Source organism: Streptomyces sp. NPDC059398 (assembly GCF_042751845.1).
Lineage (GTDB): Bacteria > Actinomycetota > Actinomycetes > Streptomycetales > Streptomycetaceae > Streptomyces.
In genome coordinates this window covers 95,857-109,367 of the sequence record NZ_JBHYWP010000006.1, presented here as the reverse complement: position 1 = coordinate 109,367, position 13,511 = coordinate 95,857, and the positions used below count along the sequence as shown (strand labels likewise).

The window sequence follows — 13,511 nt, the reverse complement described above, 5'->3', positions numbered from 1 at the left end:
GCGCGCGGGCGCGGGGTGGGCGGCGGGGGCGGGCCGGGGCCCCGGGGGCGGGGGGGCGCTCGGCCGTACCCCCGGCCCCCCCGGGAAGCGCGGCCTGCCGCCGTACCTCTCCACCGGCCCCCTCAGCTGTGTCGGCCGGTTCCACCAGCCGCCGGGGAACGGACTCCCCCCGCCGCCGGGTGAGGATCGCGCGCAACTCCGCCACCGGGACCTTCGGCCGGCGGTCCGCCGTGAACAGGCCGTTGATCTCCTGTTCCGTATCGGTGAACTGGGTGAAGCAGAATCCGGCAAGACCCGAGTCCACCGCGGCCGCCACCAGCCCGGCCAGCCGGTCCGCGAAGTCCTCCGCTGTGCTGACGGTGTCGTAGCCGAACCACTCGGCGCCCTCGGCAGGTTCGAAGGTGGCCCCGCCGAACTCACTGAGGACGACGGGCTGCCCCTGGTGGCGTACCCCGTCGAGGAGAAGCCGTTTGGCGCCGGGCCACTGCTCGGCGAACTCGCCCCGCCGCAGCCCGTGATGGCCGTACCGTTCGCGCAGTACCCGCGAGTCCTGGGTGTAGTCGTGCACCCCCCAGATGTCGGCCGCCGAGATCTCCCAGCCGTCGTTGGAGACCGCGGGGCGTGACGGGTCGAGGGCCTTCGTCAGGTGGTACAGGCTGTCCATGAAGTGCCGCTGGGCGGGGACGAGCGCCGGATTCGGCACGGACCAGGACTCGTTGACCGGGATCCAGGCGACGACCGAGGGGTGGCTCAGGTCGCGGGTGACCGCCTCGGTCCACTCGTGGACCACCCGCTGGACGGTCTGCGCGCCGAACACGAACGCGGAGGGCATCTCCTCCCAGAGCATCAGCCCCAGCCGGTCGGCCCAGTAGAGGAAGCGCGGGTCCTCGATCTTCTGGTGAATGCGCAGCCCGTTGAGGCCGATGGACTTGGCCAGCTCCGCGTCGCGGCGCAGCGCCTCCGGCGGGGCCGCGAGATGCGAGTCGGGCCAGTAGCCCTGCTGGAGTGCGAAGCGCAGGAAGTACGGCTTGTGGTTGAGCAGGAAGACACCGTCGTCCCAGCCGATGTCGCGCAGACCGAGGTAGGAGGCGACCCGGTCGACGGGAGCGGTGCCCGCCGCATTCTCCGGGGTCGCAGCGTCCTCCAGGGTCACCACCGCGTCCACGAGATGAGGCCGCTCGGGGCTCCAGAGCAGCTCGTCGAGGTCCTGGCCGTGCCGGAGCGCGCCCACCGACACATCGAACTCCGTCTCCTGGCCCTCGGCCAGCGTGCGCTGTTCGGCGAGCACCCGGCCGCCCCGGGTGAGACGGACGGTGACGGCCAGCGGGCGCTGCGGCCACTGGCTGAGCCGGACCCGGCAGCGCACCCGGGCGTTGGCCACGTCGGGGGTCCAGTGCAGGACCGTGATGTGCTGGGCCGGCACCTCCTCCAGCCAGACCGGCTGCCAGATCCCCGAGGTGCGGTGATACCAGATGACATGGGGGTCCCGCCGCCAGTCCTGTTTGCCGCGGGGCTGCGCCGCGTCCTGCGGCTGGTCCTCGGCCCGGACGACGACGGTCTGCTCGCCGTCCCGGACGACGGCGTCGGTGAGATCGCAGGAGAAGCCCGTGTGGCCGCCTTCGTGACGGCCCACCAGCTGACCGTTCACCCAGACCTCGGCCCGGTGGTCGACCGCCCCGAAGTGCAGGAGGAGGCGCCGGCCCGCCGCCGGGCGGACGGCCTCGAAGGTGCGCCGGTACCAGAGAACCGGGTGGAAGCCGGTCTCCGCGATGCCGGAGGCCCGGGACTCGGGCGGGTAGGGCACGGTGACGGTCGCGGTGAAGGGCCCGGTGGTGTCCGGGTCCATCCAGCGGCCGGCCCGGCCATGGGCCGCGTCGTCGTGGGCGAACCGCCAGGGGCCGCTCAGGTCGTGCCAGTCGGGGTCGCGGACGAGCTGGGGCCGCGGATGGCCGGCGGCGTCCAGGTGGGGGTACGGCATACGAGAACTCCGGTGGTGTCGTACGGGGGCACGGAGGTAAGGGGGGAGGAGACAGGGACGCTTGGGCCTGGGCGAGGCAGGCACAGGGGAGGCAGGCACAGCGGAGGCAAGGGACTGGGCGGGGCAGGACCCGCTGTGCCTCAGCTCCGCTGCCCGGCGGTGGCGGAGCGCAGCTCCACGACGGTGGCGGCGAACGCCAGTGGCCCGGGCAGCAGCGGGACCAGCAGGGGAATCGATCCGACGATCAGCACACTCAGGAGCACGGCCCCGGCGAGCAGCAGGGTGCCGCGCGGGTCGGCGACGGTGCGGAGGAAACCCTCGCGCGCCGAAAGACGGTACGGAGTCTCAAGCGCCGTCGCACGCAGCCCCACGACCATGGCTCCCAGCGTGAGCAGCGCCAGTACGGGCGACACGAGCGCCGCTCCGGGCAGCGCGCCGCGCAGGAGCGCGGCGTCGGTCAGCAGGACCAGGACGAGCAGGGGCGGGACCAGACCGGCGGCCAGTGTCCGCCGGGTCAGATGGGCGCGCAGCTGGCCGATGTAGGCTCCGGCCCCGGCCTGGAGACCGCGGTCAGCGGTGGCCCGCAGGGTCCCGGCGGCGGCCGCGAACGCGGCGGGTGCCGTGACGACAGGGAGGCAGGCGACGGTGGTGAGCAGGCCGACCAGGAGCACATCGGCGAAGAGCGAGAAGCCCGGTCCGAAGATCTCGCCGGGCTCCCGGCGGTCGCGGTGGGGCGCGGTGGACGCGTGGGTCATGGCGGCTCAGCCCTTCAGCCCGGAGGTGGCCATGCCCTGCACCAAGTAGCGCTGGAAGACGAAGAAGAACAGCACGATCGGCAGGACGGAGATGACCGACATGGCGAACATGGGCCCGTAGGCGGAGGTGCTGGACTGGTCGACGAAGCTGCGCAGGGCGAGCGTGATGGTGAACTTGTCCGGAGCGAACAGATAGATCATCTGGGTGAAGAAGTCGTTCCACGTCCAGATGAACGTGAAGATGGCCGTGGTGATGAGAGCGGGACGGCTCAGCGGCAGGGTGATGGCCCAGAACGTACGGAAGGCGCCGCAGCCGTCGATCCGCGCCGACTCCTCCAGTTCACGCGGCAGTCCGCGCATGAACTGGACGATGAGGAAGACGAAGAACGCCTCGGTGGCGAGGAACTTCGGCAGGATCAGCGGCCAGTAACTGTCCACCATGCCGAGCCGGTTGAAGATGATGTACTGCGGGATCAGCACCACATGGTGCGGCAGCATGAGCGTCGCCACCATGAAGCCGAACATCGGCTTTCGCATACGGAAGCGCAGCCGGGCGAAGGCGTAGGCGGCCAGCGAGCACGACAGGACGTTGCCGACGACCGCGCCCCCGGCGATCAGCAGGGTGTTGCCGAGCAGCCGGGTCACGGAGATCCCCGAGACACCGTCGAGGGCCGTCGTGTAGTTGGACCACTCCAGATGGCTGGGCCACAGGTCGAGACTGGTCACCACCTCGTCCGCCGGTTTGAGTGAGGTGGCCAGCAGCCAGGCCAGGGGATACAGCAGGACGAGCAGTCCCACGACCGCCGCCGTGTGCGGCAGCCACCGCTTCATGGCGATGTTCATCGCCCCTCCTCGTCCGCGTAGAAGACCCAGGACCTGGAGGTCCGGAACAGGATCAGGGTGATCACGCCGATGGCGAGGAGCAGCATCCAGGCCATCGCCGCCGCGTACCCCATGTGTGAGGCCGTGAAGCCGCGTTCGTACAGATACAGCGTGTAGAACTCGGTCGAGTCGGCGGGGCCGCCGTCGCCGCCGCTGATCGCGAAGGCCGGGGTGAAGACCTGGAAGGACTGGATCATCTCCAGCACCAGGTTGAAGAAGACGACCGGCGAGAGCATCGGGACCGTCACCGAGACGAACTGCCGCCAGCGGCCCGCGCCGTCGAGCGCCGCGGCCTCGTAGAGATCCGGCGAGATCTGCTGCAGCCCCGCGAGGAAGATCACCATGGGGGCGCCGAACTGCCAGGCCGTCAGCAGGACGACCGCGTACACCGCGAGGTGCGGGTTGCCGACCCAGCCGCCGATGTCGAGACCGACCGCGCTCAGGACGTGCGGGACGGAGCCACCGTCGTTGAAGAGCGCCCGCCAGACGAGGGCGATCGACATGCTGGCCCCGAGCAGTGAGGGTGCGTAGAACGCGGAGCGGTAGAAGGCCCGGCCCCGGTGGAGGCCCTTCAGCAGCATCGCCACGGCGAGCGCCAGACCGAGCTTGAGCGGCACGGCCACCACGACGTACAGCAGGGTGGTGCCGACCGACCGCCAGTAGCGCGGGTCATCGGTGAGCATCTCGGTGTAGTTGCGCAGGCCCACCCAGTGCGGCGGGTCGAACAGGTTGTAGTCGGTGAACGACAGATAGAGGGACACGGCCATCGGTACGAGGGTCAGGACGGCCGCGCCGATCATCCACGGCGAGAGGAACACATAGGCGGGCCACTGCTGTTCGCGCCTGCTGCGACGGCGCCGCCTGACCGGTGCGTGCCGGTCGGCCGAACGGCCGTGCCCCGTGGGCGCCTTGGTGGTCACGGTGCTCATGGCCTCAGCTCCTTGTCGGCCTCGTCGATGAGTTCACCGGCCGCCTGGTGCGGGGTGGCCAGCCCGTACATCACCCGCTGGTAGGCGCGCCCGAAGGCGGTCTGGATGGCCGTGTCGCCGCGCGGGGGAGCGGTCGGCGGATCGTCCAGGCCGTACTTCTCCATCGTCTGCGCGTAGTCGTAGATCTCCCGCTCGGCGCCCTTGAGGGTCTTGGCCACCCGGGCGGCGATCACCCGGTTGGGCGGGGTGGAGCGGGTGAAGCCGAGGATGTCGCCCGCGCGTGGGTCGTTGAGGAGGAAGTCGACCAGCTCGGCCGCCTCCTTGGGGTGTTTGCTGTGGGCGCCGACGCCCAGGAGCATCGATGGCTTGAAGTACTGACCGGCCTTGCCGCCGACCGTCGGGACCGGCGCGAAGTGGACGGAATCGCCGAGCAGCGCGGTGTATCCGGGGAAGGGCGCGTCCCAGGTGTAGTCGGCGGCGGCGAGCCCGCGGCCCATCGGGCTGGTCTCGGTGGTCTTGGCCTGGACGGTGTCCTTGGCGGCGGCGACCAGCTTCTTCCTGCGCAGCCGGTCGAAGAACGTCCAGAAGTCGGTGAGGTCCTGCTGGCTGAAGCCGAGCCGGGTCTGGCTCGCGTAGAGCTTCTTGCCGTGGCTGCGCAGCCAGTCCTCGAAGACGTCCTCGTTGGTGCCGCCGTCATTCGCGCCCGTCACGTTCCGCCCGTCGGGGGAGGTGAGCCCGAGTGCGGCGATCCTCGCATCGGCCTTCTCCCAGTCCTGCCAGGTCCAGCCGGGCCGGGGGGTGGGGATGCCGGCCTTCTTGTAGACCGCCGAGTCGTAGGCGTAGCCGGTGATGCCGCGGCCCATGGGGAGCGCGTACTGCTTGTTCTCGTACGTACCCGTGCGCAGGAAGCTCTTGTCCATCTCGAAGGTGCGGATGGTGCCCTTCCCGATGTCCTGGCCCAGCGGCCTGAGCGCGCCGCCGCCCGCGTACTGGGAGATCTGGCGGTAGTCGAGCTGGGCCACGTCGGGGATGCCGCCGCCCGCCGCCTGGGTCGCCAGCCTCTGCATGTACGAGCCGAAGTCGGCGTTCGAGGTCTGGACGGTGACGCCGGGGTGCTCCTTCTCGAAGAGCCGCACGGCCTGATTGGTGCGCGCGGCCCGGTCGTCGTTGCCCCACCAGGAAAAGGTGAGGGTGATGCCGTGGGAGCCGGTGCCGCTCCCGGCGGAACAGGCGGTGAGGGTGGCGGTCAGCACAGTGCTGAGACCGACGGCGGCCGCTGTCAGGACGGCCCGGCGGCGTGGAGCTCGGCGCCGGGCGCTTCGGGGCTCGGGCATGGGGGCCTTCCGGAGGAGGTACGGGGAGAGGGGATGCGGAGGAGGACGGCGCCGGTGCGGGGCCCGAGGGTGTCGGCCCCGCGCCACGGACGGTGGCGGCCCGCGGGTTCAGTCGCCCGTATAGACGTCGAGGCGCCCGCACATCCCGAACCGCCCCCGCGCGGTGGGCCCGGTCGCGGTGACCCGGGCACGCTCCAGGTGGCGGGTGTCCCGGTCGCGCAGGGCGGCGAGCTGCTCGCGGGTGGCCTCCGCCGCGGCATGGGCGCCCTCGTGCCAGCGCTGTTCCCATGCGTCGAGGCGGGGCCGCACCAGCTCGGCCGCGGCCCGCTGGAACGCGGCCAGCGGCCCGGGGTCGCCGCCGGCGGTGGCCTCGCGCAGTTCGAGGAAGCGGCGGGTGGCCAGATCGCGCCGGACCCGCGCGGCCCGCGCCTGCTCGGCCTCGGGGACACCGGCGGGGATACGGACGGCCTCCGCGTACGTCCCGGGGTCGGTCAGCCGGTCCGGCGGGAGCGTGAGCACCGCGTCGCCGGCCTCGGGCAGGCCGCTGTTCTGCATGACGACGGTGATCTCCAGGCCGCCCTCGTTGACGAGGCGGTGGATCGTGCCGGGCGTGAACCAGGCCACGGTCCCGGGCTCCAGGGGCGTCTCCGCGTAACCGCTCGTGGTGAGTGTCTGCATGGCTCCCCGGCCGGCCGTCACCACGTACCCCTCGCTGCAGGTGAGGTGCGCGTGCGGGGTGCCGCCGCCGGGCCTGTCGTCGACCGTGGGCCAGTCGTACACGGTCAGCCGGGAGACGGCGACCGCGCCGGGGAACCCGTCGTAGGCCGCGGTCACCATGTCAGGCCCGCCAGGTGTGCGGTGATGCGGGCGCGGTCCCAGGCGCCGTCCGCGATGGTGACGCGGTAGGAGCGGGAGAGGGTGTCGCCGGGTTCGAGGACCAGCTCCTCGTGGAAGGCCAGGGAGGGGGCGACCGCCGCGAACGGGTCGCTGCGGACGAACCAGTGCGCCGGGTGCGCTCCCTTGTCGCCCCTGTGGTCGTTGTCCGGCGCGTGCGAGAAGACGAGGGTCGCGTGCCCGTCGCGGCCGTCGTGCTCGCCGACATAGGCGAGCCAGTCGCTCTGCGTCCCCATCAGGTCGCCGCTGTCGGCGTCGGCCGTGAAGACCTCGCCGTCCCGGAAGGCGCGGGGGCCCCGCCAGAACAGCCCGGTGTACCCGGCCGCCGGACGGCCGTGCGTGGTGGGGCTGCCGAAACGCAGTGGCTCGGAGCGCCGGTTGGTCACCGCCGATGTCCAGGTCAGCGACCAGCTGCCGGACTCCGGATCGGCGTCGGCCTCGATACGCCGTTCCTCATCGGCCCAGAGCGTGCCGTCGTACGGGTGCCAGGTCAGCCGCTCCGCGATGACCGCGCGGCCGTCGTCCGCCGCCACCTCGTCGAAGGCGGTGTGGGCCATCGAGCCGACCCGCTCGGGCAGGGCGAGATAGCCCTCGCCGTGCACATAGCTGTTGCCGCCCCACAGGTTCTGGCCCGACAGATGGGAGGCCGTCATCTGGAGCCCCTTGTGCCACCGGTGGTCGTTGGGGCGGTAGTCGGCGACCACGGCGCCGGACAGGGTCCGCAGGGGGTGCAGATACGGCTTGGGCGCCTCCCAGGCCGCTTCGGGCCGGTAGACGTACGCGAACAGCTCCGTGCCGGTCGCGCCGTGGGTGACGGTGATCCGGTCGCCGTGGGTGTGGGTCAGTGCGAGCGTCATGCGGATTCCTTCTCTTCCTCGCGGGCCCCGGCGGGCGCCCAGCCCGGGGCGTTGCCGTGCAGCTCGGTGTAGTACGGGTCGCCGGGACCGATGTCGCCCGCGCGTACGGGGGTCTCGGTGAACGCCGACTTGTACAGCGCGGTGATGAACTCCAGCGTCCGGCGGCCGCCGTCGCCGCTGGTGGAGTGGCGGCGGCCCGCCCGGATGTCGGCGACGAGGGCGCGCAACTGCGCGAGGTGCGAACTGGGTTCGTCGGCGCCGAAGTCGCGCCAGCCCGCCACGGTCTCCCCGGGGACGCCGGGGGCGGGGGTGATGCGCCAGTCGGCGTTGGAGTAGCCGTACAGATGGGTCAGTTCGATCGTCGCCAGCTCGCAGTCGATGCGGATACGGCTGACCTCGTCGGGGCTGAGCACGCTGTTGACCACAGTGGCGAGCGCGCCGTTCGCGAAGCGGACCTGCGCTGTGGACACGTCCTCGGTCTCCACGTCGTGCACGAGACGCGCCGCCATACCGCGCACCTCGGCCCACGGGCCCATCAGATCGAGGAGCAGATCCGTCTGGTGGATGCCGTGCCCCATGGCGGGGCCGCCGCCCTCGGTCGCCCAACGGCCGCGCCACGGCACGGCGTAGTAGGCGGTGTCCCGGTACCAGGTGGTCTGGCAGTGCGCCACCAGCGGCCTGCCGAACGCGCCCTCGTGCAACAGACGGCGCACATGGCGGGCCCCGGAGCCGAAGCGGTGCTGGAAGACGATCGACGCGTACGGGGCCACGTCACCGCCCCGCTCCGCCGCGGTCACCGCGTCGTAGTCGGCCAGCGAAGGGCACGGCGGCTTCTCGCACCACACCCAGGCACCGGCCCGGAGCGCCGCGACGGACTGTGCGCGGTGCACGGCGGGCGGGGTGCACAACACCACGAGGTCCGGGCGGACTTCGGCGAGCATCGCGTCCAGATCCGTGGCGGCGTACGGGATCCCGAACTCGTCGGCGAACACGCGCACCGCGGTGGCGTCCACGTCGACCACGGCCACGATGTCCGTCTCACCTTCCGCGGCCAGCGTCCGCAGGGCGGGCAGATGGCTGGACCGCGCGATACCGCCCGCGCCGACGACGGCGGCACGCAGCGGGCGTGGGGGGCGATCTGGAGACATGGGGACCCTCTCAGGAGACGGAATGACGGACGGACGAGCGGTGCGGGCCCGGCGGCGGCCGGGGGAGTGGCCCGTACTCCGGCGGCGGCTCACTGGGAGCCCGTCGGATGCTGCCGTGCGGGTGGCGGCAGGCGGTTCTGACCGGCGGTGGCCCCCGAGGGGCCGCCCGTGTCGGCAGCAAGCGCTTGCCATCAGGTTCGGTTCCAACGTTGTAACCGCCGTGGATCCGCAGGGTCAACCCTTCGTCCGAAAAAGATGCGGCGGTCGCCCCGGCCGGTGACCGGCCGTGTCCATCAGTGCATAATCTGGCAGGACTTCAAGAGAGGGGGCTGGTCAGTGGCGGCTGTGACGCTCAAGGACGTGGCGGAGCGCGCGGGGGTGTCGATCAAGACTGTGTCCAACGTTGTACGAGGCGCCCCGAAGGTCTCCGAAGCCACCCGGGCCCGGGTGATGCGGGCGGTGGGGGAGCTCGGCTACCGGCCGAATCCGTCGGCGCGGCGGCTGAGGACCGGGCGCAGCGGTCTGATCGCCCTGGCCGTCCCGTACCTGGCGACGCCCTACTTCGCGGAACTCGCCCACCATGTGCGGGCGGAGGCGGCGGCGCTTGGCTTCACCGTCCTGATCGAGGAGACGCTGGGGGACGCCACGGAGGAGCTGCGCCTGGCGACCGGTGTCGGCGCTTCCCTGCTGGACGGTGTGATCCTCTCGCCGCTGCATGTCTCGCCCGGCGCACTGGCGCCTGTCGCCGACGAGTTCCCCCTGGTGCTGCTCGGCGAGCGCAGCTACGAGCGCGATCGTGTCGTCGCCGACCATGTCCTGATCGACAACGTCGGTGCGGCCCGGGAGGCCACCGCGCATCTGGCCGCCATCGGCCGCACTCGGATCGCCGCCATCGGAGTCGACCGGCTGGCGTCCGCGACCAGCCGTCAGCGCCTGGAAGGGTTCCAGCAGGCCCTGCATGAGGCGGGGCTGACCTACGACCCCGGACTCGCGCCCCAGGTGGCCGAGTTCGACCGCCGCAACGGGCTGCTGGCGATGCGTGCCCTGACCGGGCTGCCCCCGGGCTCGCGGCCCGACGCGGTCTTCTGCTTCAGCGATCTGCTGGCCGCCGGAGCCCGGCGCGCGGCGTTCGAAGCGGGTTTGCGCATACCCGAGGACATCGCCATGGTCAGCATCGACGGCTCCGAGGAAGCGCTGTACGGCACTCCTTCGCTCACCTCGGTGGTCCCCGACAAGGCGGTGATCGCCTCGCTGGCCGTGAAGTGCCTGGTGGCGCGGATCCGCGCGGACGAACCCCCGCCGTTCGAGGTGCATATGGCCCCGTACTGGCTGGAGGTACGGGAGTCCACCAGCGGCGAGCGGCGGCAGCTGCCCCTCGCCTGACGGGCCGTGGGCTCGCGATGCGCCGCGCCGGGCTCCCGGTGTGCGGTGCACGGCTGTGGCGGCAGGGCGCCTGCGAGACATCGTGCCTGTTGGATTCTGTCAGTTGACTTACCTGACCATTCTTCACATCCCTGAACCGCACACTCAAGAAATCCGGAGAGGCGCGCCATTCGAGCCGTCCGTCAAGCCCTGATCGTTCGTGGATCTGATCAGGTCAACTTCCCTCTGGGATCGAACCGATGAGATGTGCACCGTGCCATGTGGCCTTGTGGTCGGTTGTGTTGACAGCTGTTATGGCGCATGTGACGGTTGCGGAGCTCGGTTGTCCCAGCGGCCCCCTCCTGTCCTCCGGAAGCGTGCGGGCCCCTCGATGTGCACTGTTCGTCCCTCGACGGAAGTGAGAACCATGAGCTCAGGAATACGCCGCCGCAGCGTCCTGACAGCGGCCGCACTGGGGAGCGCGGCCGGCGCCCTGGCACTGCCGGCGCAGGCTTCAGCGCAGACGCCCGGTGGACCCGTACGGACCGGGGGCGCACTCCCGGCCGGTGGCGCCCTCCCGGCCGAGGACGGGTACGAACTGTGGCTGCGCTACCGGCGGGTGGAGGATTCCGCCCGGCTGAAGCGCTACCGGGCCGCGCTGGCCTCCCTGGTATGGCAGGGAGGCGGCGCACTCCAGCGCTCGGCCGTCGACGAACTGAGCCGCGGGCTGACCGGGCTGCTCGGCACCCGGGTGACCGCGCGGCCCGCGGCTCCGTCGGGGGCGGCGCTCGTGGTCGGCACCCGGGAGAGTTCCGCCCTGGTCCGGACGCTCGTCCCGGCAGCCGATCTCGACGGACTGGGTGACGAGGGCTACGTCATCCGCCAGGTCACCCGGCGCGGCCGGACCCGCACCGTGGTGGCCGCCCACGCCGACCGGGGCGTGCTCTACGGCGCGTTCCACCTGCTGCGGCTCGTACAGACCGGCCGGCCGCTCGACCACGTCGACATCACGGAGTCACCCGCCGGGGCGCTGCGGCTGGCCGACCACTGGGACAACGAGGACGGCTCGATCGAGCGTGGCTACGCGGGCGGATCGATCTTCCACTGGGACCGGCTGCCCGAACTCGACGACCGTTACACGGACTACGCCCGCATCCTCGCCTCGGTCGGCCTGAACGGCGCGGTGATCAACAACGTCAACACGAGCGCCGACTACCTCTCCACCCCGTTCCTCGGCAAACTCGCCGCCCTGGCAGGCGTGCTGCGGCGGTACGGTGTGGCCCTTTACGTCACGGCGAACTTCGCCGCGCCCATCGACCTCGGGGGGCTCGGCACCGCGGACCCCTTCGACCCGGACGTACAGGAGTGGTGGAAGAAGAAGGCGGCCGAGATCTACGCGAGGATCCCGGACTTCGGCGGCTTCCTCGTGAAGGCCAACTCCGAAGGCAGGCCGGGCCCGTTGGACTACGGGCGCACCCACGCCGACGGCGCGAACCTGCTCGCCGGGGCGGTGCGGCCGTACGGCGGGATCGTGATGTGGCGGTCCTTCGTCCACGACAGCGACAAGGAGTGGGACCGGCAGGGTTACCACGACTTCGTGCCACTGGACGGAAAGTTCGCGGACAACGCGGTGGTTCAGATCAAGAACGGCCCGATCGACTTCCAGGTACGAGAACCCGCCAACCCGCTCTTCGGGTCCCTGCCGCACACCAACTCCATGATCGAACTCCAGGTGACACAGGAGTACACCGGGCATGCCACGCATCTGTGCTACCTGGTCCCGCAGTGGAAGGCGTGCCTGGACTTCGACACGGGGAAAGCCGGTCCGGACAGCACCGTCGCCCGGGTCGTGACCGGCCGCGTCCACCCGTACACGCACAGCGGGTTCGCCGGAGTGATGAACTTCGGCGACGCCAGGAACTGGACCGGATCGCATCTCGCCGCGGCCAACACCCACGGCTACGGACGGCTCGCCTGGAACCCGGAGCAGTCCGCCGGTGACCTCGCCGCCGAGTGGACCCGGATGACCTTCGGCAACGACCCGCAGGTGGTCACGGTGGTCTCGGCACTGCTCCTCGGCTCCTGGCGCACCTACGAGGAGTACACCTCGCCCCTGGGCGTGGGATATCTGACCCACCCGCCGGACGGCTCCGTGACCGGGCACTTCCGCCCGAGCCCCACCACGACCACGCAGTTCCACCACTCGGACAGCACGGGCATCGGCTACGACCGCACGGCGGCCACCGGCGACGGATACACCGGGCTGTACGCACCGGCCACGCGTGACGCCTACGAATCACTGGCGGACTGCCCCGAGGAGCTGCTCCTCTTCCTCCACCACGTGCCGTACACCCACGAACTGGCCGACGGCACCACCGTGATCCAGCACATCTACGACACCCACTTCTCCGCCGCGGAACGCGTGGCCCGCATGCGCGAGAGCTGGGACTCGCTGCGCGGCCGCATCGACCACCGGCGCCTCACCGACGTACACCGGCTGTTCGGCGAGCAGCTGACAGCGGCCGCCGAGTGGCGGGACACGCTGGCCGCCTACTGGTTCGGCCTCAGCCGGATCCGCGACGAACGCCGCCACTGGATCCAGGCCGCCGTCGCCCCCGAGGACGCCGTGCTGCTGGGCGGGCGGCGCAACACCGTACCGGTGCAGCTGACCAACGCGACGGGGGCGGGGCTGCGCACCGTGGCGGCCATCGAGGTGCCCGGGGGCTGGCGGTCCGAGCCTGTGACACGTTTTGTGGAGTCGGGGCAGACCGAAACCGTGCAGGCCGTCCTCGTCCCGCCGGAGACTCCCGCCCTCGCCACACTCCGCGCACGCCCGGAGTCCGGCGGCGAGACGGTCCTCGGCTCCTCCCTGCTGGGCGTGGTGCAGGCCGTGGTGGTTCCGCCGGCCGCACGCTGTGTGCACGCGCTGGACGCCGGGACCACCTCCTCCTCCGTACTGGAGGGCTACACCCGGCTCTCGCCGTTGGACGTGTGGCACGAGGGCGCGCGGTTCGGCTGGACCGGCCGGGTGCCCGAGGCATCCGACGCGGGGCTGCCCGATGTCCTGCGCAGGGACTATGTCCGGGACACGGCTCCGGCCACCCTGCGGCTGGCACTGCCGCCGGGACCGTGCACGGCGTACCTGCTCACCGGTGATCCCAACACCTTCACCAGAACGCTGGTGGTCCGGGCCGACGGCGTCGAGAAGGCCCGTAGCCCCCAGCTGGCGGGCCGGGAATTCCGCTGGCTGCGCGTGCCGCTGGAGGGCGGCTCAGCCGGACGGGAGGTGGACCTGGAGCTGTCCGCCGAGAACGGCGAGACCTGGCACCTCGGTGCCTGCGTGGTTCTGGCGGACGCCGGATAGCCGGCCCG

10 protein-coding genes are annotated in these 13,511 nt (G+C 71.4%); 2 read left to right on the top strand and 8 right to left on the bottom strand.

Features of this window, described 5'->3' with window-relative positions; all coding sequences use genetic code 11:
- The 8 genes from ACFXBC_RS04400 to ACFXBC_RS04365 form a co-directional block, all read right to left on the bottom strand.
- A partial coding sequence (locus tag ACFXBC_RS04400; RefSeq protein WP_385018555.1) for a sugar-binding domain-containing protein occupies positions 1-1,978 on the bottom strand: 1,978 nt, incomplete at its 3' end.
- A gap of 140 nt (positions 1,979-2,118) precedes the next feature.
- A complete protein-coding gene (locus ACFXBC_RS04395; RefSeq protein WP_385018553.1) occupies positions 2,119-2,733 on the bottom strand; it encodes a hypothetical protein in 615 nt (204 codons plus the stop codon).
- Positions 2,734-2,739: 6 nt separating this feature from the next.
- Positions 2,740-3,576: a carbohydrate ABC transporter permease gene (locus tag ACFXBC_RS04390; protein WP_385018551.1), complete on the bottom strand. Its 837-nt coding sequence runs from the start codon at positions 3,574-3,576 to the stop codon at positions 2,740-2,742.
- Positions 3,573-4,544: a carbohydrate ABC transporter permease gene (locus ACFXBC_RS04385; protein WP_385018549.1), complete on the bottom strand. Its 972-nt coding sequence runs from the start codon at positions 4,542-4,544 to the stop codon at positions 3,573-3,575. The genes ACFXBC_RS04390 and ACFXBC_RS04385 overlap by 4 nt, the downstream gene beginning before the upstream one ends.
- Positions 4,541-5,878 carry an ABC transporter substrate-binding protein gene (locus ACFXBC_RS04380; RefSeq protein WP_385018547.1) on the bottom strand — a complete coding sequence of 446 codons (1,338 nt, stop codon included), beginning with the start codon at positions 5,876-5,878 and terminating at the stop codon, positions 4,541-4,543. The genes ACFXBC_RS04385 and ACFXBC_RS04380 overlap by 4 nt, the downstream gene beginning before the upstream one ends.
- A gap of 108 nt (positions 5,879-5,986) precedes the next feature.
- A complete protein-coding gene (locus ACFXBC_RS04375; RefSeq protein ID WP_385018545.1) occupies positions 5,987-6,715 on the bottom strand; it encodes a cupin domain-containing protein in 729 nt (242 codons plus the stop codon).
- Complete coding sequence (locus tag ACFXBC_RS04370; protein ID WP_385018543.1) at positions 6,709-7,629, bottom strand: PmoA family protein; 921 nt, start codon at positions 7,627-7,629, stop codon at positions 6,709-6,711. Before ACFXBC_RS04370 ends, ACFXBC_RS04375 begins: the two co-directional genes overlap by 7 nt.
- Entirely contained in the window at positions 7,626-8,777 is a 1,152-nt protein-coding gene (locus ACFXBC_RS04365) for a Gfo/Idh/MocA family protein (RefSeq protein ID WP_385018542.1), read from the bottom strand. Before ACFXBC_RS04365 ends, ACFXBC_RS04370 begins: the two co-directional genes overlap by 4 nt.
- 336 nt (positions 8,778-9,113) lie before the next feature.
- Between ACFXBC_RS04365 and ACFXBC_RS04360 the strand changes: the two genes are divergently transcribed.
- A complete protein-coding gene (locus ACFXBC_RS04360; protein ID WP_385018539.1) occupies positions 9,114-10,160 on the top strand; it encodes a LacI family DNA-binding transcriptional regulator in 1,047 nt (348 codons plus the stop codon).
- A 406-nt stretch (positions 10,161-10,566) separates the two neighbouring features.
- Complete coding sequence (locus tag ACFXBC_RS04355) at positions 10,567-13,503, top strand: alpha-glucuronidase family glycosyl hydrolase (RefSeq protein ID WP_385018537.1); 2,937 nt, start codon at positions 10,567-10,569, stop codon at positions 13,501-13,503.
- The last annotated feature ends 8 nt before the right edge of the window (positions 13,504-13,511 follow it).

Bases quoted from the DNA above. Each gene is read 5' to 3' on its own strand.
- ACFXBC_RS04370 (WP_385018543.1), bottom strand. From the start codon at position 7,629: ATGACGCTCGCACTGACCCACACCCACGGCGACCGGATCACCGTCACC.
- ACFXBC_RS04365 (WP_385018542.1), bottom strand. From the start codon at position 8,777: ATGTCTCCAGATCGCCCCCCACGCCCGCTGCGTGCCGCCGTCGTCGGC.
- ACFXBC_RS04355 (WP_385018537.1), top strand. From the start codon at position 10,567: ATGAGCTCAGGAATACGCCGCCGCAGCGTCCTGACAGCGGCCGCACTG.
- ACFXBC_RS04390 (WP_385018551.1), bottom strand. From the start codon at position 3,576: ATGAACATCGCCATGAAGCGGTGGCTGCCGCACACGGCGGCGGTCGTG.
- ACFXBC_RS04375 (WP_385018545.1), bottom strand. From the start codon at position 6,715: ATGGTGACCGCGGCCTACGACGGGTTCCCCGGCGCGGTCGCCGTCTCC.
- ACFXBC_RS04380 (WP_385018547.1), bottom strand. From the start codon at position 5,878: ATGCCCGAGCCCCGAAGCGCCCGGCGCCGAGCTCCACGCCGCCGGGCC.
- ACFXBC_RS04385 (WP_385018549.1), bottom strand. From the start codon at position 4,544: ATGAGCACCGTGACCACCAAGGCGCCCACGGGGCACGGCCGTTCGGCC.
- ACFXBC_RS04395 (WP_385018553.1), bottom strand. From the start codon at position 2,733: ATGACCCACGCGTCCACCGCGCCCCACCGCGACCGCCGGGAGCCCGGC.